Annotated in this window: 20 protein-coding genes and 1 pseudogene; 7 read left to right on the top strand and 14 right to left on the bottom strand. The window is 44.5% G+C overall.

From position 1 onward, the window contains the following. Positions 1-494 precede the first annotated feature (494 nt). From CHRO_RS19510 to CHRO_RS19495, 4 genes are all read left to right on the top strand, one after another. Entirely contained in the window at positions 495-1,019 is a 525-nt protein-coding gene (locus CHRO_RS19510) for a LabA-like NYN domain-containing protein (protein ID WP_039714205.1), read from the top strand. A gap of 72 nt (positions 1,020-1,091) precedes the next feature. Continuing rightward, positions 1,092-2,708 carry a 2-isopropylmalate synthase gene (locus CHRO_RS19505; protein WP_015155942.1) on the top strand — a complete coding sequence of 539 codons (1,617 nt, stop codon included), beginning with the start codon at positions 1,092-1,094 and terminating at the stop codon, positions 2,706-2,708. Positions 2,709-2,844: 136 nt separating this feature from the next. Next, positions 2,845-5,004, top strand: a complete 2,160-nt coding sequence (locus CHRO_RS19500) for a hypothetical protein (RefSeq protein WP_015155941.1) — start codon at positions 2,845-2,847, stop codon at positions 5,002-5,004. A gap of 17 nt (positions 5,005-5,021) precedes the next feature. Continuing rightward, positions 5,022-5,822 carry a class I SAM-dependent methyltransferase gene (locus tag CHRO_RS19495; protein WP_015155940.1) on the top strand — a complete coding sequence of 267 codons (801 nt, stop codon included), beginning with the start codon at positions 5,022-5,024 and terminating at the stop codon, positions 5,820-5,822. 5 nt (positions 5,823-5,827) lie between these two features. Here CHRO_RS19495 and CHRO_RS19490 read toward each other — a convergent pair whose 3' ends face one another. The 10 genes and pseudogenes from CHRO_RS19490 to CHRO_RS19450 all read right to left on the bottom strand — a co-directional run bounded on the left by CHRO_RS19490 (position 5,828) and on the right by CHRO_RS19450 (position 13,074). Next, on the bottom strand, positions 5,828-6,409 hold the full coding sequence (locus CHRO_RS19490; RefSeq protein ID WP_015155939.1) for a DUF924 family protein: 582 nt from the start codon (positions 6,407-6,409) through the stop codon (positions 5,828-5,830). Positions 6,410-6,424: 15 nt separating this feature from the next. After that, the gene (locus CHRO_RS19485) at positions 6,425-6,958 is read right to left on the bottom strand and encodes an SRPBCC family protein (protein WP_015155938.1); all 534 of its coding nucleotides are present in this window, start codon (positions 6,956-6,958) and stop codon (positions 6,425-6,427) included. Between the two features lie 171 nt (positions 6,959-7,129). Then, a complete protein-coding gene (locus tag CHRO_RS34880) occupies positions 7,130-7,285 on the bottom strand; it encodes a four helix bundle protein (protein WP_084739171.1) in 156 nt (51 codons plus the stop codon). A 90-nt stretch (positions 7,286-7,375) separates the two neighbouring features. Continuing rightward, positions 7,376-8,680 (bottom strand): NF041680 family putative transposase, encoded by a 1,305-nt coding sequence (locus tag CHRO_RS19480; RefSeq protein WP_015155937.1) that lies wholly within the window; start codon positions 8,678-8,680, stop codon positions 7,376-7,378. Between the two features lie 103 nt (positions 8,681-8,783). Continuing rightward, a pseudogene (locus CHRO_RS34875) lies at positions 8,784-8,984 on the bottom strand (four helix bundle protein); the annotation flags it as partial. Positions 8,985-9,075: 91 nt separating this feature from the next. Continuing rightward, a complete protein-coding gene (locus tag CHRO_RS19470) occupies positions 9,076-10,026 on the bottom strand; it encodes an AAA family ATPase (protein WP_041463317.1) in 951 nt (316 codons plus the stop codon). Between the two features lie 69 nt (positions 10,027-10,095). After that, complete coding sequence (locus CHRO_RS19465; protein ID WP_015155934.1) at positions 10,096-11,184, bottom strand: DUF4350 domain-containing protein; 1,089 nt, start codon at positions 11,182-11,184, stop codon at positions 10,096-10,098. A gap of 111 nt (positions 11,185-11,295) precedes the next feature. Beyond that, complete coding sequence (locus CHRO_RS19460; protein WP_015155933.1) at positions 11,296-11,892, bottom strand: DUF4129 domain-containing protein; 597 nt, start codon at positions 11,890-11,892, stop codon at positions 11,296-11,298. Positions 11,893-11,980: 88 nt separating this feature from the next. Continuing rightward, positions 11,981-12,469 carry a DUF2243 domain-containing protein gene (locus CHRO_RS19455; RefSeq protein ID WP_015155932.1) on the bottom strand — a complete coding sequence of 163 codons (489 nt, stop codon included), beginning with the start codon at positions 12,467-12,469 and terminating at the stop codon, positions 11,981-11,983. 293 nt (positions 12,470-12,762) lie between these two features. After that, on the bottom strand, positions 12,763-13,074 hold the full coding sequence (locus CHRO_RS19450) for an RNA recognition motif domain-containing protein (protein ID WP_015155931.1): 312 nt from the start codon (positions 13,072-13,074) through the stop codon (positions 12,763-12,765). 258 nt (positions 13,075-13,332) lie between these two features. Here CHRO_RS19450 and CHRO_RS19445 point away from each other — a divergent pair, with 258 nt between their 5' ends. Further along, a complete protein-coding gene (locus CHRO_RS19445) occupies positions 13,333-14,127 on the top strand; it encodes an LmeA family phospholipid-binding protein (protein WP_015155930.1) in 795 nt (264 codons plus the stop codon). A gap of 33 nt (positions 14,128-14,160) precedes the next feature. Here CHRO_RS19445 and CHRO_RS19440 read toward each other — a convergent pair whose 3' ends face one another. From CHRO_RS19440 to CHRO_RS19430, 3 genes are all read right to left on the bottom strand, one after another. Continuing rightward, positions 14,161-15,546, bottom strand: a complete 1,386-nt coding sequence (locus CHRO_RS19440; protein ID WP_015155929.1) for a UDP-glucose dehydrogenase family protein — start codon at positions 15,544-15,546, stop codon at positions 14,161-14,163. 117 nt (positions 15,547-15,663) lie between these two features. After that, entirely contained in the window at positions 15,664-16,638 is a 975-nt protein-coding gene (locus CHRO_RS19435; protein ID WP_015155928.1) for a UDP-glucuronic acid decarboxylase family protein, read from the bottom strand. Positions 16,639-17,125: 487 nt separating this feature from the next. Continuing rightward, the gene (locus CHRO_RS19430) at positions 17,126-19,258 is read right to left on the bottom strand and encodes a cation:proton antiporter domain-containing protein (protein ID WP_041462549.1); all 2,133 of its coding nucleotides are present in this window, start codon (positions 19,256-19,258) and stop codon (positions 17,126-17,128) included. A gap of 1,101 nt (positions 19,259-20,359) precedes the next feature. Between CHRO_RS19430 and CHRO_RS19420 the strand changes: the two genes are divergently transcribed. Then, on the top strand, positions 20,360-21,808 hold the full coding sequence (locus CHRO_RS19420; RefSeq protein WP_015155926.1) for a general stress protein: 1,449 nt from the start codon (positions 20,360-20,362) through the stop codon (positions 21,806-21,808). Positions 21,809-21,906: 98 nt separating this feature from the next. Continuing rightward, positions 21,907-22,380, top strand: coding sequence for a BON domain-containing protein (locus CHRO_RS19415; protein WP_015155925.1), 474 nt, complete (start codon positions 21,907-21,909; stop codon positions 22,378-22,380). Between the two features lie 81 nt (positions 22,381-22,461). On the opposite strand, the gene petL is transcribed toward CHRO_RS19415, so the two are convergent. After that, positions 22,462-22,557, bottom strand: coding sequence for a cytochrome b6-f complex subunit PetL (gene petL, locus CHRO_RS19410; protein WP_015155924.1), 96 nt, complete (start codon positions 22,555-22,557; stop codon positions 22,462-22,464). Positions 22,558-22,667: the final 110 nt, after the last annotated feature.

Genomic DNA, 22,667 nt, shown 5'->3' with positions numbered 1-22,667 from the left:
TTCAAGTTGCGACTAGTTACCATACACTAGACAGCCCAACTTAACTCTACCGATCGCCCTAGTTTCTTTTTTGACTGCCTGACCCTACTAGTTTAGAGTTCCCTATCTAGGAAGAAAACCTGTCTCATCCAATCGGAATTTATGAGAATTTTAAGCACGATCTGGCAATTTCTGCGATCGCTAACTGTCGATCTTGGCAACTACGTTCGGTCTGAACTGTGGAAACTACCAACCAACTGATAAAATTAACTGCGAATTTAGTTAATTTAAGGGTAGATGTTAAAAATAGGTGTTGCGCTTAAGCTAACCTGGTAAAGGTTTAGCAAGCATGGTTTAACCTTTAAGACGAGAGGCTCACTAAAACTTAGGAAGGGTGAATGTAAAATCGATTGAGATCCATAACATACAATTCATAAAATGATGCATAAAAAATTGTTATAATTGAGAATTCGACGTTAAATAGTTTTTGGAAAATTTCTAGGTATTAAATTTCTATGCCTTGTTCTATGATGAACCGTCTGTCTATATTTGTAGACGGGAACAATATGTTCTACGCACAACAGAAAAATGGTTGGTTTTTCGACCCGCGAAGGGTGCTGGAGTACTTTAGGAAAGAGCAACCAGATACAGTACTAATTAACGCCTTTTGGTACACTGGATTGAAAGATCCTCAAGATCAAAGGGGTTTTCGGGATGCACTCATTAGTCTGGGATACACCGTTCGTACTAAAATTTTAAAAGAGTACTACGACGATACCTCGGGTCGCTATTCGCAAAAAGCGAATTTAGATATAGAAATTGTAGTAGATATGTTTAATACAGTAGATCAGTACGATCGCGTAGTTTTATTTAGTGGTGATGGAGATTTTGAGAGAGCTATAGAATTATTAAGGTCAAAAAATACTCATATTACAGTTGTATCTACAGAAGGAATGATTGCAAGAGAGTTACGGAATGCTACCGATCGCTACATCGATTTAAATGATATTAGAGAATCCATTGAAAAAGCTGATTATTAGATAAGTGGTGCGTGGTGCGTGGTGCGTGGTGCGTGTTTTTTATACGATTACTAATAGCTAAAACAGGGATAAATGTCTGGTAAATCTATGGACAATCAATGGGGAACAGAGCGGGTCATAATTTTCGATACTACGTTGCGGGATGGCGAACAGTGTCCTGGGGCAACGTTGAACGTCGATGAAAAATTAGCGATCGCCCGTCAACTAGCTCGCTTGGGAGTAGATGTGATCGAGGCAGGCTTTGCTTTTGCTAGTCCTGGCGATTTTGAGGCAGTGACAAGAGTTGCTAAAGAAGTCGGAACGATTGACGGACCGATCGTTTGCAGTTTGGCAAGAGCAATCAAAGCTGACATTAAAGCCGCAGCCGAAGCCTTAAAGCCAGCCGCTAAAGGCAGAATTCATACATTTATTTCCACATCAGATATTCACTTAGAATATCAGTTGAAAAAATCGAAAGCCGAAGTCTTAGCGATCGCTGAGGAAATGGTGGCTTACGCTAAGTCTTTTATGGACGATGTGGAATTCTCAACTATGGATGCTACCCGCACCGATCCAGAATACTTGTATCAAGTTTTGGAACGGGCGATCGCGGCTGGAGCAACAACAATCAACATACCCGATACTGTCGGTTACACGACTCCGAGCGAATTTGGGGCATTAATTAAAGGTATTAAAGAAAATGTTCCCAACATCGATCGCGCCATTATTTCCGTCCACGGTCATAATGATATCGGTTTAGCCGTTGCTAACTTTCTCGAAGCCGTAAAAAATGGGGCAAGACAGCTAGAATGTGCCGTTAATGGCATTGGCGAACGGGCTGGAAATACAGCGTTAGAAGAAATTGTGATGGCGCTGCACGTCCGCAGGCAATACTTCAACCCCTTTTTAGGTCGTCCGGCAGAGTCAGAAGCACCGCTAACTAATATTGATACGCGGGAAATTTACCGCACTTCTCGCCTAGTTTCTAACCTGACAGGAATGCTAGTACAGCCAAATAAGGCAATTGTCGGAGCAAATGCTTTCGCTCACGAGTCTGGCATTCACCAAGATGGTATTCTCAAAAATAAGCTCACCTATGAGATTATGGATGCTGAGTCGATTGGTTTAACAAATAACCAAATCGTCTTAGGCAAACACTCCGGTCGCCATGCTTTTAGTTCGCGCTTGCAAGAATTGGGCTTTAACCTGTCAGAAACAGAATTAAATAAAGCTTTCTTACGATTTAAAGACTTAGCGGATAAGAAAAAAGATATTTCCGACTGGGATTTAGAGGCGATTGTCAACGACGAGATCAAAACGACTCCAGAAGTTTTTCATTTAGAATTAGTCCAAGTATCTTGTGGCGATTGCACTCGTCCGACAGCAACTGTCACCTTACGGACTCAAGATGGTGAAGAACTGACCGATGCAGCGATCGGCACGGGACCCGTGGATGCTATATATAAGGCGATCAATCGGGTGGTAAACGTCCCCAATCAGTTAATCGAATTTTCCGTCCAGTCCGTGACGGCGGGAATTGATGCAATCGGGGAAGTCACGATCCGACTGCGCTACGAAGATAAAGTCTATTCCGGTCATGCAGCAAATACAGACATTATCGTTGCTTCTGCCCAGGCATACGTCAACGCCTTGAATCGGCTTTATGCGGCATTGCAGCATCAACAGCAACGCGATCGCTCGTTAGCATAGTTTTAGATCCCCCCAACCCCCCTTCACAAGGGGGGCAACACGATCCCCCCAACCCCCCTTCACAAGGGGGGCTAATAGTAAGTAGGGTGGGCGTTGCCCACCTTTACTGTAGGTTGAAGATTGCGTTCGATAAAATATGCCCACTGTCCGACTGCGACATTCAGTCAATTGGTATTCGGTCAATTTGAGTTTGTTTGCCTTGTTAGTACTGCTAATTGCGATCGCCACAGTACTATATACATCTAGCGAACGTAACTTTCATTGGTGGATCGATTGGTATTACAAAACTATCGAGGTTGCTAGCGCCTTTCGTCAATCTCCCATCGCAGGCATTAGCAACTTTTTGCAGTCGCTAGGAGCAGAACGAAATAAAATTTACACTCTGCCATTAGTGCCATTTATCCTACTATTTGGCGAGTCGCGATTAGTCTATCAAATTGGTTTAGCACTCGTTTATTTACTACCCTTTTCCCTGGTAATGGGAGGTTTGGGGACGCGATTGATTGCAGCCAATTCTATAGCTGTTTTTTGGTCAACGGCAATTTTTAGTTTATTAATTCCTATCAATTGGATACCAACTTTTCTTGGCATTCCAGATACGGGAGGGGCTGTATTAATTGGGCTAGCAGTTTGGATTTACTTGCAAAATATGAGGCTCAAACGTTGGTGGCGCGTGCCAGCGATTGGTGTCTTATTAGGAGCGGCGATTCTATTTCGTCGTCATTTTGCTTACGGGGCGATCGCTGTTTTAGTTGCAATGTCTCTGCAAGCATCGATATTTTTCTGGACTGCTAAACGTATAAAACCACAATTAGCGTGGCAGAAATTGCGGCAAGTTGCAGTAAAGATTGGGCTAATTGCTATCATCTGTTTTATTACTCTTGCGGCGATCGCTTGGCAGTTTACTTATAACGCGCTAGTTACAGATTATCGAGGGCTGTATGCTTCTTGGAGTTTCCCAATTGATACAATTGTCGAACTCTATGCTGCTTATTTTGGCTGGGCAACGCTCATACTTGCCGCACTCGGATTTCTAGTTGGAATTGTGACTCGTACTCTGTATCTTCCAGCATTTAGTTTCATCTGGCTGTTTGGCGTAGTCTCAGTAGTAGAATGGTTGATTCTCTTGCGCTATGCCAATGTGTTTTATTGCCTCCATTTGTCCCCAATTGTGGTACTAGGGTTAGCTAGCGGTGTTTGGACGGCTTACTTGAAACTCAAGGGAAATTTTCGTCATCTCGCTCTGGGCATAGTTGTTTGTTACCTCGCGAGTAATTTAGCGATCGCCCTAACTCCCATTGGCAATTTCCAGCATTCACTTCGTTCCCTATGGACGTTGAATATTCCTCCCTTAGTCCGGGCAGATTACGATGAGGTGATTCGGTTAGTCGCTTACTTACGTCAAATTGCGACTAATAAAAAGCCAATTTATATTGTTGGTTTCCAGCGGTTGCAGCTCAACAGTGGTATGGTGCGGGCAGTCGAACGTAGTGTATACAAACAAAACGAGCGAGATAATTTACTGTTGCTAGGCGTGCCTCAAGTTGATTCTCAAGATTTTTATCCTGTAGAAAGACTTTTACAAGCAGAGTATGTCGTTATCCCTCACCCATTACCAAATTTTGAGAGTGACTTTACTAAAGTTCCAGTGGTAGGGGAGTGGCTACCTCTGAGAGAGCATGATGTTGTTACAGTTGTCTCTAATGCTTTCCGGCAAAATTGGGAAATAGCCAAAGATTTTCAGCTTTTACCGATACAGTTTCGCTTAGCTGATGGTGCTGTTGTGAGTATTTATCGGCGTTTGCGTCCTACTTCCATAGAAACAGCAATCCACACCCTCGCCACCATGCAACAGAGAATTGGGCAGCGTCCAGGGGGACAGTTGGATTGGATGAGTTTGAGTCATCTATGGCAAGACAACAAAGTGACTAAAAACATCACCCGTAGCTATAGATTATTAGCGTATTCCGTCCCAGGAAGAGGAACGCAACCAATATCATTTTTGTATTTGGGAACTTTAACTAACCGCACCCAAGTCACAGGTAAAGTGACTCTATTTGGCAAAACCTGTAATGGTGCTACGCTCACTATAGAAATGCGCGATCGCCAAGGTCAACTCGTCAGCGCGATCGCATCGCAATCTTTCACCCATAAGTCTCACAAACTTCAAGTATCATTGGCTAGTCACAATCCAGAGCCAGCTTATTTATTATTAAACGTTCAAACGAGTGATAAAAATGATTTAATTAAAAGTTGTATTGTAGACATCAATTCTTTAAAAATATCTAACTTCTGACTCCGGACTTCCCTCTTATGGAAAATCAAAGATTAGAAAGAGAAAAACAATTTCACGATGCTTGGGCTGCGGCAATTGATGTTGAGGGAATTCGGGTAGCAGACTATTTTGAAGCTTGCACGGCTCCAGAAAATAGATTTATTCTCAGACAGATGGGAGACGTGCAAGGAAAAAAAATCTTAGATTTAGGTTGTGGTGCAGGCGAAAACAGCGTTTATTTTGCTAAAAAAGGGGCGCTATGCATGGCATCTGATTATTCTCCAGGTATGGTAGAAGTTGCTTTAGATTTAGCAGCTAAAAATGGTGTAAAAATCGAGGGACGAACGATGGATGCATCTGCTCTAGATTGTCCCGATAATTCTTTTGATTTTGTTTATGCTGCCAATTTACTACACCATCTTCCCGATCCTCGCGCTGCTATATTGGAAATGCATCGAGTTCTTAAGCCTGGCGGAAAAGCTTGCTTTTGGGAGCCGTTAAAACACAATCCCATTATCAACGTTTACCGTCGCATCGCTACTAAAGTTCGTACGGAAGATGAAATGCCGCTCGATATTGCGATCGTTAAGTTTATCGAACGTAATTTTTCTCATACCAATTACGATACTTTTTGGATTGCCACACTCTGGATATTTTTGCAGTTTTATTTAATAGAAAGAGTCGATCCAAATAAAGAACGTTACTGGAAAAAAATAATTATCGAACATCAGAGATTAGCTCCAGCCTATTTACGTTTAGAAAAGTGGGATAAGCTGCTGAAAAAAATCCCTGGCATGAAAAGATATGCTTGGAATTTGGCAGTTGTGGCAACAAAATAATCAGTCTAAAAAGACGAACCTGGCTGTTGCAAAAACTCTTCTTCTTCTGGGGTAGAGACTCGCTCTAAAATTTTGTTGCGGTGGGGAAAGCGTCCGAATCTTAAAATGACTTCGCGGTGACGCAAGGCATAGGTAATTGCATCAGCACTATCAGGATCGTCGCTCAGCTGTTGAAATAGAGCTACAGAACGATTTTGATCCTCTAGATTTTCGCTGTGTTCAAAAGGACAGTAAATAAACCAGCGTTGTACGGGTAATAATTCGCGATCGTAGCCTTGGGCTACGGCATACTGTGCGGTAGATAGGGCTTGCCAGTCAGTCGCGAAAGCTTGAGGTTTACCGCGAAACATATTGCGAGGAAACTGATCGAGCAGCAAGATCAAAGCCAGACAGCTGAGGGGAGAACTTTTCCAGGTGTCTAAATTCCCTGCTGCGGCTTGTTCGTAATCGCTCAGAAAGCGGGCTTCCACTTCTCGATCGAATTCAGGCTTTTTAATGAACCAAATCTGTCTTGGTTTTCCATAACTAGCCTGTTCGGGAGTACCAAACCAAAAATCTAAAATTCTTTTTGCCTGTTCTGATGACATGGCTGACAAACAACTCTATTGATTCTTACAAATCGCTTGCCTCATTTTCCGCATATTTTCTGGTAATTCAAATTGCATCGCTTGTTGAATAAAAATCGATGGAATTGGAACGTTAGGCGTAGCTTGTACGGCATAAGTGAGTAAAGTGCCAATTCCGCAATCTTGCAGGTTTAAATCTGCTGTAAAGTCGGTGAAAGTACCTTTTTCCATGCGAAACTGAATGCGCTGCTGGACTTCCTCAAACACGTTTAAATAGATTTCAACTTGAGCAGTGAAAATGAGAAACGCTTTGCGGGCAACTTGATATAAGCGCTTCACCTCACCTCGCTGCAAGACTTCGCTCTGGATCACGTCGGGAAAATATTGTACCCAACGAGGATAATCGGTAAGCTGCTGCCAAACTTGCGATCGCTGCATTGGTAGATACATACATGCTGTCACAGCCCCGCCCCATGTCGAATGAGGGCGCGTTTGAACTAAAATTTCCCCCCGCATCAAAGCTGTTTGCTCTGTCTGACCGAGCGTCGTACCTATATACATTGCTGTCATACTAACTTCGTTATTCCTCACACTTATGCACTTAGCGATCGCAAGCAGTATACTGCTTACTCTACCTATAGTTTTGTTAAGAGATGGTGAACATACTATAAAGGTTCCCCAAATTTTGCCAAAAGCGATCTGTTTGGGGAGAATTCGGAATTTGGAATTCGGAATTCGGAATTATTTCTGTTTTAGTTTTCGGGTGGAGGTGACGAGAATACCAACAATTTCTGATGCTTCAGTCAGTAAAGGCTGAAATTTGTTGAGTTTAACCATACCAGATTCAATGAGGATTTCTAACCAGTACTCAGTTTCACGGGCTTCTTTGAGTGCAATTTCTACTGGAGTTTAGACTAACCAATGACAAAATGACTCAGCAGTACTGAGTTGACAAGCTACCCAGCTAAAAATACAAAAACTCAAAGGTCAAGCTGACTTTGCTGGTGACTTTTGGCGTTTGGAAGTAGTCTTTTTAACTGTAGGATAACGAATTCTACGCAGTCGTGGTTTGCCACTAGCCCAGCCTGGAGACTTTCCACGAGGTTTGGGTACAACGGCAGGTGTACCAATCACCCCTAAAACTCCGCCCATAGCCTGAGCAACCCGTCCTGGGGTGAGTTTAGCTTGGGGCTGTTGCCAAGGTAAAGGGTTGTCAGTCACAATATCACGGGCTAACCAAAGTTGCCAGGTCATCAGTGGTAATAAGTCACTCCAAGACTCGCACTGTTGTGGAGTATTTAGCTTTGGAAGAGTCCAATGTAAGCGCTGCTTGGTAAAACGATACCAGTGGTCAATAGCAAAACGCCGCAGGTACAGTTGCCAAAATTCAGACAATTGAGGCATGGAGAGTCCAAGCCATACAAGCCATAAAGGTTTAGCGGGATTGGCTGCATCTTCATTCAATCGTTGTACTTGAATTAAGTGCATTTTTATCTTGTGAGATTGTTGAAAGTGAAGATTAAGCCACAAACACAACCGTAGCCACCCCAACTTTGGATCTTTGACCTCTACGAACTGGTCGGCTCTCCACCAAGTTTCGCTATCGTTCAGCTTAAATTTAGCGCCGTGAATCCGAGGACGACCCACTCCTGTATAAGCTCCTGGCTCACCATAAAGTAGACGATTGGAGCGCAAACGGAACAATTTATCGGCGGCAATATCTGCTGTTTGCGTGACGAAGCTGGCACAACCGTACTCTGCATCCCACAACGATAATGGGCGTGTTGGCAGTTCTTCACACACTTGTTTTAATTGGGAAGCCGCTTTTTCAATTGGGTTAGTAAAGCTGGTAATGCGTTCATGTAATAGGGGTAATGCCCAACTTCCTTCTACTTCTGGAATCCAAGCTATAGTACTATATCCTTGTCCTAAGGTTACTGGTTTTGAACCGGACATGGGTTGTGCTTGATGTTCGTAGGTACGTTCTTTGAGAGTGAATGCTTCTAGTCTTGACCAAGCCGTGTGGTCTCCCGCTAAAACAATTTGCTGTGTATGCGGAATTTGTTTGATGTAAGACTCCATCAACTTTTCTCGCGCTGGCTTGCTGTCTGACAATCCTTCGTAGATGCTAGACCACTTTCGTCGAAACACAGGAGCCAATGATAATTCAACGAATGATTTTACACTACGTGTGATTAGTACTGCATCCATCAAGTCAAATAAGACATCCTTGCCGTTCCCCAAAATTGTGTAAGTACCTTGCCGAAATTGTTTAAGCTGATCGATAGTCATCTTGGTCAAGCTAAGTTTTTTCTCTAAATCTCAGCATTGACCAAAAAGTGGTCGCCTCAACAGGACTGACCGCTTTTTTTCTTGATTTAGTCTAAACTCCAGTTTCTAACTTGCTCAAAAAATCTTTGTCTGATTGTGCCGATTGCGCTTCGCGGACATTTGCACCAACACTTGTACCGCTCCTCAACAGCTGCCTAGATAAAGTTCTACATACTCCTGGCTTTTCGTCTAAAAAGCTACAAGCCTTAATCACTCTAATTGCAAATTTCTGTGTTCTCTCAGTAATAGGAGTATAGTTATTCATGTCTAAATCTAAACTTAAGGTATAATTTTATACTATATATTTAGATTCGTCTTGAATTCCAAATTCCGAATTCCAAATTCCGAATTCCGAATTATCTTGGAACAGGAACTTGATTTAATAAATTAGTAATTAATGTTTCAATTTGAATGCCATCGAGTAAACTTTCTGGTTTGAGGATGAGGCGGTGACGCAGCAGAGGTGGAGCTACAGCTTTGACATCATCGGGGGTGACGTAATCTCGTCCGGCAAGCCATGCGGCGGCTTGACTGGTTTGCAGCCAAGCTACGGCACAACGAGGGGAAGCACCCAAAGTTAAATCGGGATGTTGGCGCGATCGCTGCACCAGAGCAAGGAGATAGTCTACAATTGGCTCTGCTACTTGTACCGATTTGACTTTCTGACGCGCTTGTAAAACCAACTTCACGTTAGCAACGGGTTCGATTTGAGCAATATCTAGCCGTCGAGATTGAAAACCCTTTTGGCTGTTCAGCAGCATTTGCTTTTCATGCTGGCGATCGGGATATTCTACCGTTAATTTGAATAAAAATCTGTCTAGTTGGGCTTCTGGTAAAGGATAAGTTCCCTCAAATTCCAAAGGATTTTGCGTGGCGATCGCCCAAAATAATTCTGGTAGCGGCAAGCTTTCACCATCCAAAGTCACTTGCTGTTCTGCCATTGCTTCTAATAAGGCGGCTTGTGTTTTGGGTGGCGTGCGGTTTATTTCATCTGCCAACAAAACTTCAGTAAATACGGGTCCCTTTTTCAGCGTAAAACTGCGACTGTTAAGGTCGAGAATATTCGTACCTGTGATATCGGCAGGTAAGACATCTGGTGTCAGTTGCACGCGGCGAAATTCTGCTTGAATAAGTTGCGCCATCACTTTCACCAGCAGAGTTTTTCCCGTACCTGGTACGCCTTCTAAAATGACGTGTCCTCCCGCTAGCATTGCCACCAATAATTGTTGTACTAATTGAGATTGACCGACAACAACTTGGTTGAGGGCTTCACTGAGGCGATTTAATTCAGCGCGGAGTTCGGGCATGAGAAGGGGTAAGTAGGGATTAGAGTAGGGGCGCACAACTGTGCGCCCCTACTGAAAGAAACGTGATAACTAATCAGGTTTAACATAACTGCGGATGGTGCGCCATTGTTTTAACCAATTTAATAGGTCTTTGTCACTGGGGCGGCGCTTTTGCCCATGCAGCCGCAGCAATTGTTCGAGTTCAGTAGGCGATCGCCCCGTTTGCTGTACCCATGCTTGAATCAGTGCTTGCCGTTCTAAGGGAATTTGTCCGAGTCCCAAGGCTTGCTGGAGTTGTTGTTGCTCGGCGTTACCAACTGTATCTATGACAAAATTGCTGGCTTGGGCTTTTTGCAGCACTCCTGCTAAAGCTTCAATATAAGCAGTGCTATTGTCTGCGATCGCTGTTTTGAGAGTAGCTGGTTGCCCGAAACGACGATTGCTAGCCAGAATAAACACAAATAGCACGATCGCGGTTTGAAACAGGGCAGCAGCTAAGGGTCTTTGTGCTAAATAAGATAGAAAATCTCTTTCACCCGGTTCTCTTACCTCTTTATCTCGGTAGCCGTGAATGTATTCGTCTACCCAGAGCGATCGATCGCCTTGAGTCACAAGTTGAGCTAAGTATTTATAGTTATTGGGATAGTCTTGGTAGGCATTTGCTGCTAAATAAGGGGTGACACAGAATATGACCTGTCCTTCACCAATTTTTTCTTGCCATACAACTGCACCATAGCGATCGCCCAATAGCGATCGCTGTTGCTGGTTTATCCCTGCTCTGCGCCGCGTATCGATTTTAATGTTAATTAACTCGTTGTTTTGTTGCTTGGTGCTGAACTCAGCTGGTGTGACTGGCTGGGGTACGCCCAAAATTATCAAAGTGTTGCCTCGTTCTACCCACTGCTTTTCTACGTAATTCAAGCCAGAATTTGGTTGGCTGAGGACGCGCAGCAATGTTATTTGATTTTGTTTGCTTAACTCGCTGGATGGCTTTTGCCAGCGCTTGACAGGCGTGCCTCGGTTTTGCATGTATGCATACCAAGCTCCATATCCATCGGGACTGCGGCTATAGGTAGAGCCAAGACGCGAAGGATTATTGGGTGCAGTAACTAGACTGAGAAAGACGATTGCCGCGATCGCGATCGCCCCTATCCACCATCGACGATGTAGATTTTTCACGCTCCACCTACCAGGAAAAGAATTCGCAGCTATACAAACTCAGTCTGCCCCGGCGGACGTTTGTGTAGTGCCATTCTAGTCTGTGCGCCTAATTGAATTTGTGCAATAGATCTATTCTTGTCTGGCAATATCTCGATATGCCTGCTGACATCGTTCAAATGTTTCTGATAAGACCTCACCATCGCTAAAGCATAATTGCTCGTGGGTGGTAATCAGCGTGCGGTAAGACTGAAACTGGGGTAGTTGTTGAACTAATTGCAAGTATTCTCGATCTGTGCGGCTGGGTTGATGGCGAGCGATCGCTCGTTCGTGCAACAGATGTAACGTTGCCATATACAAACAGCGACAAGCTTCGCGATAGTCACCTTGATGGAAATAAGCTTGCGATCGCTTTAGCCAAGCTTCGACTGGCATTTCACTGGTTTTAGAAGTCGTCTTTCTACCAACAGCACGCCTAGTCCTTAATTCTATAAAATAAGGCTCCAAGCGTCGCCATACATACCTCACTAGCCACAGCAACAAGGCAATTGCTACTATCCAGGCGATCGCTTTTAATCCCTCAACTACCCATGAAGGAATTCCTTCTGGCAACTGGGGAATATTTTTATTTAGCCTCATCGTTTGGAGTTCGAGCCATTCCCCTACCTGTTGCTGTAGCTGAGATAACTGCCAACCTATGTTGCTTTTTTCAAATTCGCCTTCTTTCATTGGGAGTCGGGAGTTGGGAGTCGGGAGTTGGGAGTCGGGAGTCGGGGAGGTGAGAGGAAAGAGTAATTTTTGACTTTTGACTTACCCATTACCCATTACCAATTACCTTTTCTTCAGACTTTATCAGTATCCACCCTGCGATCGCTAAGATAGCGCCTAGAACGAGAAAACTGATATCCCAAATTAACTCATTAGTCCCTGGTTTGACATGGTGAATGCCGAGAATTTGATGGTCGATTAATCCCTCAAAGAAGTCGAACAATCCTACGCCTAGCAACAAAGCACCAAAAAAAGTTTTGCCCGACCAAAACACGTCTTTTTGTTCGCCTGCCCGCCAGAGTAAAAATATTCCTAGTAAAGTTAATATCCACGTAGCAGCATCGAAAAAGCCATCCCACACCATGTTAACTTTCATTTCTGCAACAGTGACAGTCGGTCGAACGCTGCTGAGCATATGATGCCATTGCAAGATTTGATGGAGCAATATACCATCAAATAGTCCGCCAGTTCCCAACCCAAGGATAATTCCAGATGCAATTAAAGGGTTGCGCTGCGTGCGAAGTTGTTTCGCTTCCATTTTCAGTCCTCTGCGACAGTTCTTTTCACAATGGCAGTCCACTACGTGAATTTCTTCTGTCTGATGGTGAAGATAGGAGCAGCGATCGCCAATTCCTACAAAAAAAACCAATACAAAAGACTGAAGGGAAGATATTTCTCTCCTTCAGCTTCTGAAATGCAAACTAACTTGCGTATCTTGTCTTGACTCAAAAGAATAGATACTAGAAGTCTAAGCAGCGAGTCGGTATTGCCCACCTTACCATACTTCTATCCCTTCAGTTTTGACTTTTGACTTTTAACTTTTGACTTTTTCTAGTAGCTTCTAGAAGATTCGCGGCGGTTATAGCTACCTCTACTGTTGCTAGTTCTACTACCACCTTCCTCGCGTGGCTTGGCTTTATTTACCTTCAGCACTCGTCCCATCCATCTAGCACCATCTAGCTCCGAAATAGCAGCTTCTTCTGCGTCTTCTGTTTCCATTTCAACGAAACCAAAGCCACGCGGACGACCGCTTTCTCGGTCTATAGGTAGCTGTACTCGTGTCACAGTGCCGTAATCGGCAAATACCTTAGTCAAATCTTCTTGGGTAACGTCATATGACAAGTTACCTACATATATGGACATTCCTACTCTCTCCTGAGTCCGAATCGTTGTCGAGATGACGGTTCGGAGGAGCATCTGAATTAGCAAACACAAACACAACTACCGAATCTACTCTCTATTTTAGAGTAGCATAAAATCGCTGTAACTTATACTGGCTGCGGGAATGATTAGTTTACTTTCCTCAAATGATTAGTATTACCTATGGTGCAAACCTTGCTAGCTCGTTCACATTTTGTTACAAAAGGAGAGTATGGATAACTTCTACAATCGCGTAAACTTATGTTTGGCGGATTAACTGGTTTTACTAATCCTACTGGCACTGATTGGGGCGAGCAAATGCTCAACACTGTTGCCAGCAAGACAATTCGTCACTTATTTACACAAAGTGAGTCGGTAGAAGTTGCCGTTCGTTGTTATCCTTCGAGTAAACTCTTGCAAGGTAGCATTGATAGCTTCAAGATGAGCGGTCGCGGTTTGCTGATCCGGCGTGAATTTTGGGCAGAGGAGATGTCGTTTGAGACGGATGCTGTAGCGATAGATTTCAGCTCTGTTCTAGGTGGTAAACTTGCCCTCAAACAACCGACTCAAGCTGTAGCTCAAGTGACGCTATCAGAAGAAGGAATTAACAGGGCGTTTGAAGCAGAACTGGTGAAAAAACGCCTGCTCAATTTGACTTTACCTAGTTTGACTGAATTATCTGGTGGCAAGCCAGTCTCGTTTCAGGAAGTTCGGGTAGAGTTATTGCCGGAGAATGAAATTAAGATCTGGGCTAAGGCAGACTTATCTCAAGAGGAATTAGTACCAGTTAGCCTCACAGCAACTTTAGGTATTGAACGGCGGCGACGAGTACAATTTCAAAACCCTAAATTTGAAGTAGAAACGCTACCAGAATCTCAACGAGAGACTTCTCTGGCTTTAGCACGAGCTTTGGCAGAAATTCTGAATAATATGGTCGATCTCGATCGCTTCGACTTAGATGGCGTTACCATGCGGCTAAACCGCCTAGAAACTAAAGGCAAGTTGTTAGTTTTTAGCGGCTACGCTCAGATCGAGCGCGTACCAGGAAAACAATAGAGCGTGTAGACTAGCTCTACACGCTCTATTGTTTTAGCGTCCTACGCCAACGTAGTAGAATCCAGCTTGTTGTAGAGCTTCGCGATCGAGGTAGTTACGACCGTCAATCATGACGGGGTTAGTCATCAACGATGCCATCTTGTTGTAGTCGAGATTGCGGAATTGCTGCCAATCAGTGACGAGGACTAGAGCATCGCAGCCATCGGCAAGGCGTTCGGGATCTGTTTCAACCAAAACACCCGTTAGCCCGTGACGCATTCCAGATTGGGCAACAATGGGATCGTAGGCTTTTACCTTTGCTCCTAAGCGGTTGAGATGCTCGATTAAATTGAGAGCAGGAGCATCGCGCATATCATCAGTATCGGGTTTAAATGTCAGTCCCAATAGTCCGACTGTTTTCCCTTTGAGGATCTTGAGTACCTGCTGGAGTTTTTCTACTGCAATTAAACGCTGGCGCTGGTTAACGCTCACAGCAGCTTTGAGCAGATGAGTATCGTAGCCGTAGTCATCAGCAGTATGAATCAGCGCTGAAACATCTTTGGGAAAGCAGGAACCACCCCAACCAATGCCTGCTTGCAAGAACTTATTACCAATGCGGGAATCTAAACCGATACCTTTAGCAACTTGGGTCACATCTGCACCGACGCGATCGCAAATATTGGCAACTTCGTTAATAAAGCTAATTTTAGTGGCTAAAAATGCGTTTGCTGCATACTTAATCATCTCTGCCGAACTAATATCGGTGGCGAGAACTGGTACGGGGGGTAAAGACTTGTCTTCGGCGTACTGGCGCTCGATAATTGGAGCGTACAGCTCTTGCATCATGGCGATCGCTTTGGAGCTGCTACCACCCAAAACAATGCGATCGGGGTTAAAAGTATCGTATACGGCGCAACCTTCACGCAAAAACTCAGGATTGCTTACGACATCAAATGCAGGGACGCTTTCCAAAGTCGTGACTTCGCCACCACCAGCGCCAACTAACACCTTCTGGCGTTCGACAATGCCATCGAGAACGATCATTCGTACCCAGTCACCAGAGCCGATTGGCACTGTAGACTTGTTGACAATTACTTTATAACCACCATCCAAATGAGCGCCAATGCTGCGGGCTACAGCCTCAACATAGCGAGTATCGCTTTCTCCAGTTGGTAGCGGTGGAGTGCCTACGGCAATAAATAAGATCTCCCCATGTGCCACTCCGCCACCGATGTCTGTGGTAAACTCTAACGTCCCTGCCTGCATTGCTCCTGTCATGATCTCGGACAGCCCTGGTTCAAAAATCGGAGACTGTCCGGCTTTCATGAGCTTGACTTTCTCTTCATTGTTGTCCACGCAGATGACATGGTGTCCGATGTGAGCTAAGCAAGCACCCGTAACTAAACCGACATAGCCTGTACCAATGACGCAAACACGCATATACTTTTGTCCTCAACGGTGTATGGGTGATAGAAGTTTAAGATGTGAGCTTGGGTATGGAGTGCGAACGATGCAGATATGAGCGATCGCCCCTTCTCCTAGCTAGACAAATAGTTACTAGGAATTACTAGCAATTCCCGCCTCGCTGTAAGTTGTTGGCTGGGGTTGCTGCAAGCGCTGCCGAAAATCTTCTACTGTCAGTTTTAATCCTTCTGATAGAGGCAAAGTTGGTTCCCAGCCCAGCCAGGTTTTAGCACGGGTAATATCTGGGCGGCGACGGCGCGGATCGTCTTGTGGAAGGGGCGCAAATTTAATTTCTGCTTGAGGGTTTACCAGATGGCGAACTGCTTCAGCTAGTTCTAGAATGGTATACTCGTCTGGATTGCCTAGATTGACAGGACCAATTTGCTCTCCATTCATCAATCGCATTAATCCTTCTACCAAGTCAGACACGTAGCAAAAACTGCGAGTTTGAGAACCATCACCATACACCGTCATCGGCATATTCTTCAAGGCTTGTACGACTAGGTTACTCACAACTCGTCCATCGTTTTCTAACATGCGGGGACCGTAGGTGTTAAAGATCCGTGCCACGCGAATATCGACATCGTTTTGTCGATGGTAATCAAAGGCGAGAGTTTCAGCAATGCGCTTGCCTTCGTCATAACAAGAGCGAATGCCAATTGGATTGACGTTCCCGCGATACTCTTCGGTTTGCGGGTGGATTTCTGGATCGCCATAGACTTCTGATGTAGAAGCTAGCAGAAATCTTGCTTTGACCCGCTTTGCCAGTCCTAGCATATTCAACGTTCCCATCACATTAGTTTTGACGGTTTTAACTGGGTTGAATTGGTAGTGAACGGGAGACGCAGGACAAGCCAGGTGATAAACTTGGTCAACTTCTAGGCGAATTGGTTCGGTGATGTCGTGACGGATTAATTCAAAATAGGGATGATCCATCCATTTCAAGATGTTACGCTTGTGTCCGGTGTAGAAGTTGTCTAGGCAGATAACTTCATGTCCCTGTGCCATTAATCGGTCGATCAGGTGAGAACCTATAAATCCAGCGCCGCCAGTGACCAAAATTCTCATAGATTTTCTTGTTAGTTACAGCAGTCTTAACTAGACTCGTTAAGTATTTTTATCAGAACTGTGCTTCTGTGACAAACGATCTGTGATGCAATCGTGCATACAGAAGTTCGATTGGCAGTGCCGAACGGAAAAGTCGAGCATACCAACACACATGCTTAGTTGATTATTCCCTAAGTTAAACAAAAACTAACGATCGCTAGTTACAAAAACCATGATAGTAGGACAAAATTCACGAAATCTAAAAATAATCTTTATAAAATTTGTGGTATTTATGTGCTATACGCTACCAGTTGTCAGGTATCAGCAAGAGAGTGACTAGTGGCTGGTGACTAGTGACTAGATGAAGAATTCTACTACTAGCCACTAGCTGTAATGATACACAAGGTTAGTTCAAGATTCTGCTGCTCAAATGCCTTTGGGCAGAGGATCGAGTTCGGCTAATGTCATGTGTCAATCCAACTATCGACTATCCACCAGCCACCAGCCACTAGCCCCTCACTGCTTGCTGCTCGCTACTCGCTGAAAAGCTGGCTGGTTGTGGTTCGCCTAGCATGATCAACGAACAAGCGATCGCTCCGATCAACTGGGTTGTCGTGTCGGCGATTGTTAAACCGCCAGCACTCGTTCGTCGCCTAGTGGAACGTATGACGACGAGATCGCAGTCTTTGGCTACTTCTAGAATTGCTTGAGTGACGTTAGGGTGAGGTTTAATGCGAATTTCTGGGTGGTCTGGTAAAGCCAGCTTATCAACCAACAGAGAGAGTTGCGATCGGATCCAAGCGACTCTGCCTGGAGTTGTATTGCGATCGCAGATGTGTAACAAAACAATATGCGCTCCATTTGCTGCGGCTAACAAACTGACAAATCTCAGGACGCTAACCGCTTGCGGTGTAATATTCTCTACTGGGACTAAGATTTGTCTAAATTCTTTGGGCGATTTGAGTAAGCGGCTGACAGCTACCGGACAGTGAGCTGCCCATAAAACGCTATCGATGACATTACCAAATAAGCGGGCGCGTAAACCAGTGCGTTGTCCCCAGCCCATGACAATTAAACTAGCGTGTTGCTCTTTGGCAGCGCGACTAATTCCTTGAGCGATCGCATCGTCAATCCTTAATAAAGGTTCTGCTTCTACTCCTAGTTCGCGGCTTAAGTTGGTGGCATTTTCTAGTAGGGTATCGCCGCGTTTAAAGGCTGCTTCTAATTGGGGTGCATCCATATGAGCGGTAGCTTTGGCGATTGCTAGAGGAAGGATTCTACCCTGAGCTTGGCGAGCGAGTAAAGCTGCCATTTCAATTAAGTATTGCTCTGTCTTCGGGTTATAAACGGGAACCAAGACACCAAATGGGTGTGTTGCCGTTTCTCCTGTACTCCAATAAGGCGATACTGGCTCTGGTTCTAATTCTTGGGAAGCATCGATCAAGGTAGGGGCTACCCGACTCGTGACTAGTGGTCCGAGAGTTGCGGTTACGAGTAACAATACGATGACGCTGTTTAACACCTCTTTAGTCAACAATCCTGCCTCGTAACCTACTAGCGTAGCTGCTAGAGTTGCTCCTACCTGTGGCACTGATAAAGACCACATGGTCAGCATTTCATTCCACTTGTAGCGATAAATCAGTTTGGCAAAATATGCTGCTAAAAACTTACTAACGATCAGACCAGTGACAATAGCTAAAGTTAGCGTGATGGAGTTAATGCTGGCAATGAAAGCGGGAATATCAATCAGCAATCCAAGGCTGACAAAGAAAATTGGAATAAACAAGACGCTGCCGACAAACAGCACTTTTTCTTTGACTGGTCCTTCTCCAACAGCATCGTTCACCGCCAAGCCAGCCAGGAAAGCGCCGACAATCTTTTCTACGCCAATTAATTGAGCGCCCACTGCGGCAAGAAACACTGCTAATAAGACAAATAAAAACTGATTGCCCTGATCGTCGCCCGAACGCTTGAAAAATTCTTTACCTGCGCGATCGAATCCAAACAAAACTACGACTGAATAGATGACCAAAGAGCCAATTAAAGTGGCTAATCGGGTAGCAGAGAAATCGCCCTGATGAATAGCTACACAAATGGCTAGTACTAACAACGCACCAATATCGGTGAAGATAGTCGCCCCAATCGTAACGGTGACAGCTTCATTTTTCACGACTCCCAAGCGGCTGACGATCGGATATGCCAGCAAGGTGTGAGAAGCAAACAGGGAACCAATGAGGATAGAAGTGTTCCATTTACCAGGAAAGAAAATTAGCCCTACTACTGTGCCCATAATTAGGGGAACTAAGAAAGTAAAGCTACCAAAAGTTAACGAGCGATTCCGTGTTTGCCGAAATTGCTCCATGTCAATTTCTAAGCCTGCCACAAACATCAGATAAACTAACCCGATTTCTGGCAGCAAATCCATTGGTGGCGCTCCCCGCTCTAGTACCCGTAACCCTTGGGGACCCAGCACTACCCCTGCTGCTAGCAATCCGACTAATCCTGGCACTTTCAAGAAGCGCTCAAATAGCAGCGGTACGAATAAGATGACTAACAGCAGAATTAAAAATGGAACTATCGGTTCTTTAGTAATGCTTTCAGCGGCTGGCGCAGCAGCAAATAAGTGTAGTAGCCGTTCCATGTGTACCATGTCTGTTCGAGCAGGCAGCGATCGCGCCAGGATAGTAAATAAATGACAGGGAATTATATCCTACCCTGCCAGCGAGTGAAAATTCATTCTGAAGATAATGGACTTTCTCTCTAAAAAATACCTATCTAGAGAGGGATTCATTTAACCACGGTTAGGTATTAACGAGCGGTAATTAACTGTTAGTTGGAGATCGTTGGTGAAAGTAAAATTTACAATTCTTTTTTTATATTGCCAAACTAATTAATTTTCAACTACTGCTATTTTATTTATCTATAGTCTAGTAACACTAGTCTAGTAACACTTGTCACAGTTTGAGTGCAGAGATGCTAGTTAAAAAGAAAATTGATGCAGTAAAGACAGCTACTACTTGAGGCGCAGTTGTCTAGATTGTTAGACTTGGTATATTTAAATACGATACTCAACGAATTCGCTCGAAGACTAAATCTGAAATTAAATGCGAATGCTCCAGCTCAGGGAGTGAAGTTGAAAACTATGAGTGACAGGAGCAGATTGACACTTAACTCGCAAGGCTTCGCACGCGGGTCGCGATCGCGTTTTTCCAAACAGTAGAAATTCACTTTTGACTCTCAAAGGATTGTTCAGAAGATCGAGTTCATTTAAAACCAGCATTACGCCAGAAAAAATATTATTTGCCTGTAGTTAAGCCACAAAAAAATTACACGATTTTTAGATAAGTCTATTTCTAAAAATACACGCAATCGAAAAGATTGCGACATCCATTTTTAAAAAAGTTAAATAAATCAGGTAGAAAAAAGTCAAAATGATAATTTTGAAGACAAATAATTTTGGTCGAAGCTTTTTAGCTAAAATCTGCAATAAACAAAGTTGTTAAGATCGCCCAGGTTGTTTTTATTAAAAAGTAAGTTTAGCAGCGATCGTCCCCATCTTTAGTTATATAAGTAGACTCTAATATAACCTCCCCATTGATAGAGCCATGATTCCAACTTCGGACTGAGGAAAAAACAGCTATAAAAGTGAAAAATATAAATACATAGCACGAATACCAAAAATAACAAAAATTTGTGTTTGTGCCAGAAATATTGTTGATACCTAAAAATAGGGGGTAAGAAAATGGCAGTAGGTCAACACAAGCGAGCTGTCGGTGTGTTTGCCAATCGCCACGATGCGGAAACTGCGATCGGGGAGCTAAAAAGTGCGGGATTTCCCATGCACAAAGTTACGATTATTGCCCAAGATGCAGACCGCAAAGCCGATGTTGCTGGCGTAAACGTTCAAGATAAAAACCAAGCTGGCAACAAAGCCGATGAAGGTGCAACCGCCGGAGCGCTCACGGGTGGAACTTTGGGAGGTATAACCGGTTTACTCGTGGGTCTAGGAGCTTTGGCAATTCCTGGAGTCGGTCCCATTATGGTAGCTGGGGAGTTAGCTACAGTTTTGACGACTACAGTAGCAGGTGGTGCGATCGGTGCGGCTGCGGGTGGTCTTGTTGGTGCTTTAATCGGTTTGGGAATTCCAGAAGAACGCGCTCAAGTTTATAGCGATCGCGTCGATCGAGGCGATTATCTCGTGATTGTCAAAGGCTCCGATGAAGAAATTGCCAGAGCAGAAGCAATTCTCAACCATCGTGGGATTGAGGAATATGGCGTGTACGACGCTCGCGATGTCGATACAACGCCCTCTGCTATGTCTATGGGGAGCAGCTCTACAGGCACAACTGCCGACTATACTCCTGCCGCTACAGGAATGCCAGTTGGTTACAGTGCTGGATATATGCCAGGGATGACTCCAACCGCAGATTATGCACCAGGTACGGTCGCGCCCGGAACTGTCACGCCTACGGCAGATAGATCGCTATATCGTAGAAAGCGTGCTGTAGGTGCATTTACCAGCCGTCACGATGCAGAAACCGCACTTAATCAATTACGGGAATCTGGTTTTCCGATGGATAACGTGAACGTAGTATCCAAGAACGCAGACCGGATCGATAATATTGCTGGTGCAGATGTAAAGAAGAATGTTGGCAATAAAGCTGACGAAGGCGCAGCTGCCGGAGCATTAACTGGTGGCGCTATTGGGGGAATTGGCGGTCTTTTAGTTGGTTTAGGCGCTTTAGCGATCCCTGGAATTGGTCCAGTTATGCTTGCGGGTGCAACAGCAACAACCATAGCTACCGCACTTTCAGGTGGTGCTATTGGTGCAGCAGCAGGAGGTCTTGCGGGTGCGTTGGTTGGTTTAGGCATTCCTGAAGAACGCGCCAAAGTTTACAACGATAGACTCTCCCGAGGAGATTACCTAATTTTCGTAGACGGTACGGAAGACGAAATTCGTCGAGCTGAGTCAGTTCTGCATCATCGTGGGATTCAAGAATGGGGGATTTACGATGCACCCGATGCCGATACTCCTCGCCGGAGCGAATATGCTGCCACAGACACCCGCGACACCGTTCGTGGGGATGATGTCATTGACTCCGATACTCGGCGTACCAATTACGATTCAGGTGTAGTCGATCCTAACGACCCTAAAGTCATCATCGTTGATAAACGCGACTCGACTCTATAAGCGTTGCGGTTGACAGTTGACGGCTGAATGTTAACCGTTAACTGTCAACAGTTACTCAATCAAATTGTTTGAACTACTTTCCATTGAGAGACTGAGAAATGAAAAGATTATTTCCATTATTACTAGGTGGCTTTATTGCCCTTGGTGCATTTGGGTGTGAAGCGGGTGTAGAAAAAACCAGTACCGAAGCTCCTAATTCAGCTAATCAAACTGGTGAGGTAGCTGACACCGAAACTGCTAAGCAGAATCAAGAGGATGCCACTGATGAAATTCGCAGAAAGCAGTTAGACGCTGATATTAGAGCTAGAGAGCAGCGCAACAACGCTACTGGGGGAGATGCTCAACGAGCTGACGCAGATTTGGAAAGCGAAGTCCGTAGCAAGTTAGAGGCAAATTTACCTGCAAGTCAATTAGCGGTTGAAGCTGAAGACGGAGCCGTGAAAGTTTCAGGTACAGTACCGACTCAAGAGCAACTCGATCGCATTGAGCCATTGGCGAGGGAGATTAAAGGGGTACAGCAAGTGAGCGTTAATGCCCAAGTTGCCCCAGCACAGCAAAAACCAGAAAGCTAATAACTTCAATACACCACTATGCGATCGCCTCTTTACTATCTTGAGTAAAGAGGCGATCGCTTTATGGTCATGGATTTAGATTTAGATGATCTTGGCAGCTCGCAGACCGAATAATAAACCTACAGCCAGAGCGAAGAATCCACCTAAAAAGCCGATGTAAGCAATAACTCCCAACATTTCTGTAATTTTCCCAAAAATAACTAAAACTATTGAAACATTTATTGAGATAGAATACAGCCTACAGACGATTGGTAGTTGGTAATTGGTAATTGGTAATTGGTAGTTGC

The sequence above is a fragment of the Chroococcidiopsis thermalis PCC 7203 genome (genome assembly GCF_000317125.1).
GTDB classification, from domain to species: Bacteria; Cyanobacteriota; Cyanobacteriia; order Cyanobacteriales; family Chroococcidiopsidaceae; genus Chroococcidiopsis; species Chroococcidiopsis thermalis.
This window is presented reverse-complemented; position numbering and strand designations above follow the sequence as displayed.

Excerpts from the sequence above, each read along its gene's own strand:
- CHRO_RS19470 (WP_041463317.1), bottom strand. The coding sequence starts at position 10,026 with ATGCCCGAACTCCGCGCTGAATTAAATCGCCTCAGTGAAGCCCTCAAC.
- CHRO_RS19480 (WP_015155937.1), bottom strand. The coding sequence starts at position 8,680 with ATGACTATCGATCAGCTTAAACAATTTCGGCAAGGTACTTACACAATT.
- CHRO_RS19450 (WP_015155931.1), bottom strand. The coding sequence starts at position 13,074 with ATGTCCATATATGTAGGTAACTTGTCATATGACGTTACCCAAGAAGAT.
- CHRO_RS19505 (WP_015155942.1), top strand. The coding sequence starts at position 1,092 with ATGTCTGGTAAATCTATGGACAATCAATGGGGAACAGAGCGGGTCATA.
- CHRO_RS19445 (WP_015155930.1), top strand. The coding sequence starts at position 13,333 with ATGTTTGGCGGATTAACTGGTTTTACTAATCCTACTGGCACTGATTGG.
- CHRO_RS19485 (WP_015155938.1), bottom strand. The coding sequence starts at position 6,958 with ATGACAGCAATGTATATAGGTACGACGCTCGGTCAGACAGAGCAAACA.
- CHRO_RS19420 (WP_015155926.1), top strand. The coding sequence starts at position 20,360 with ATGGCAGTAGGTCAACACAAGCGAGCTGTCGGTGTGTTTGCCAATCGC.
- CHRO_RS19500 (WP_015155941.1), top strand. The coding sequence starts at position 2,845 with ATGCCCACTGTCCGACTGCGACATTCAGTCAATTGGTATTCGGTCAAT.
- CHRO_RS19435 (WP_015155928.1), bottom strand. The coding sequence starts at position 16,638 with ATGAGAATTTTGGTCACTGGCGGCGCTGGATTTATAGGTTCTCACCTG.
- CHRO_RS19440 (WP_015155929.1), bottom strand. The coding sequence starts at position 15,546 with ATGCGTGTTTGCGTCATTGGTACAGGCTATGTCGGTTTAGTTACGGGT.
- CHRO_RS19460 (WP_015155933.1), bottom strand. The coding sequence starts at position 11,892 with ATGAAAGAAGGCGAATTTGAAAAAAGCAACATAGGTTGGCAGTTATCT.
- CHRO_RS19430 (WP_041462549.1), bottom strand. The coding sequence starts at position 19,258 with ATGGAACGGCTACTACACTTATTTGCTGCTGCGCCAGCCGCTGAAAGC.
- CHRO_RS19490 (WP_015155939.1), bottom strand. The coding sequence starts at position 6,409 with ATGTCATCAGAACAGGCAAAAAGAATTTTAGATTTTTGGTTTGGTACT.
- CHRO_RS19510 (WP_039714205.1), top strand. The coding sequence starts at position 495 with ATGCCTTGTTCTATGATGAACCGTCTGTCTATATTTGTAGACGGGAAC.
- CHRO_RS19415 (WP_015155925.1), top strand. The coding sequence starts at position 21,907 with ATGAAAAGATTATTTCCATTATTACTAGGTGGCTTTATTGCCCTTGGT.
- CHRO_RS19495 (WP_015155940.1), top strand. The coding sequence starts at position 5,022 with ATGGAAAATCAAAGATTAGAAAGAGAAAAACAATTTCACGATGCTTGG.
- CHRO_RS19455 (WP_015155932.1), bottom strand. The coding sequence starts at position 12,469 with ATGGAAGCGAAACAACTTCGCACGCAGCGCAACCCTTTAATTGCATCT.
- petL (WP_015155924.1), bottom strand. The coding sequence starts at position 22,557 with ATGTTGGGAGTTATTGCTTACATCGGCTTTTTAGGTGGATTCTTCGCT.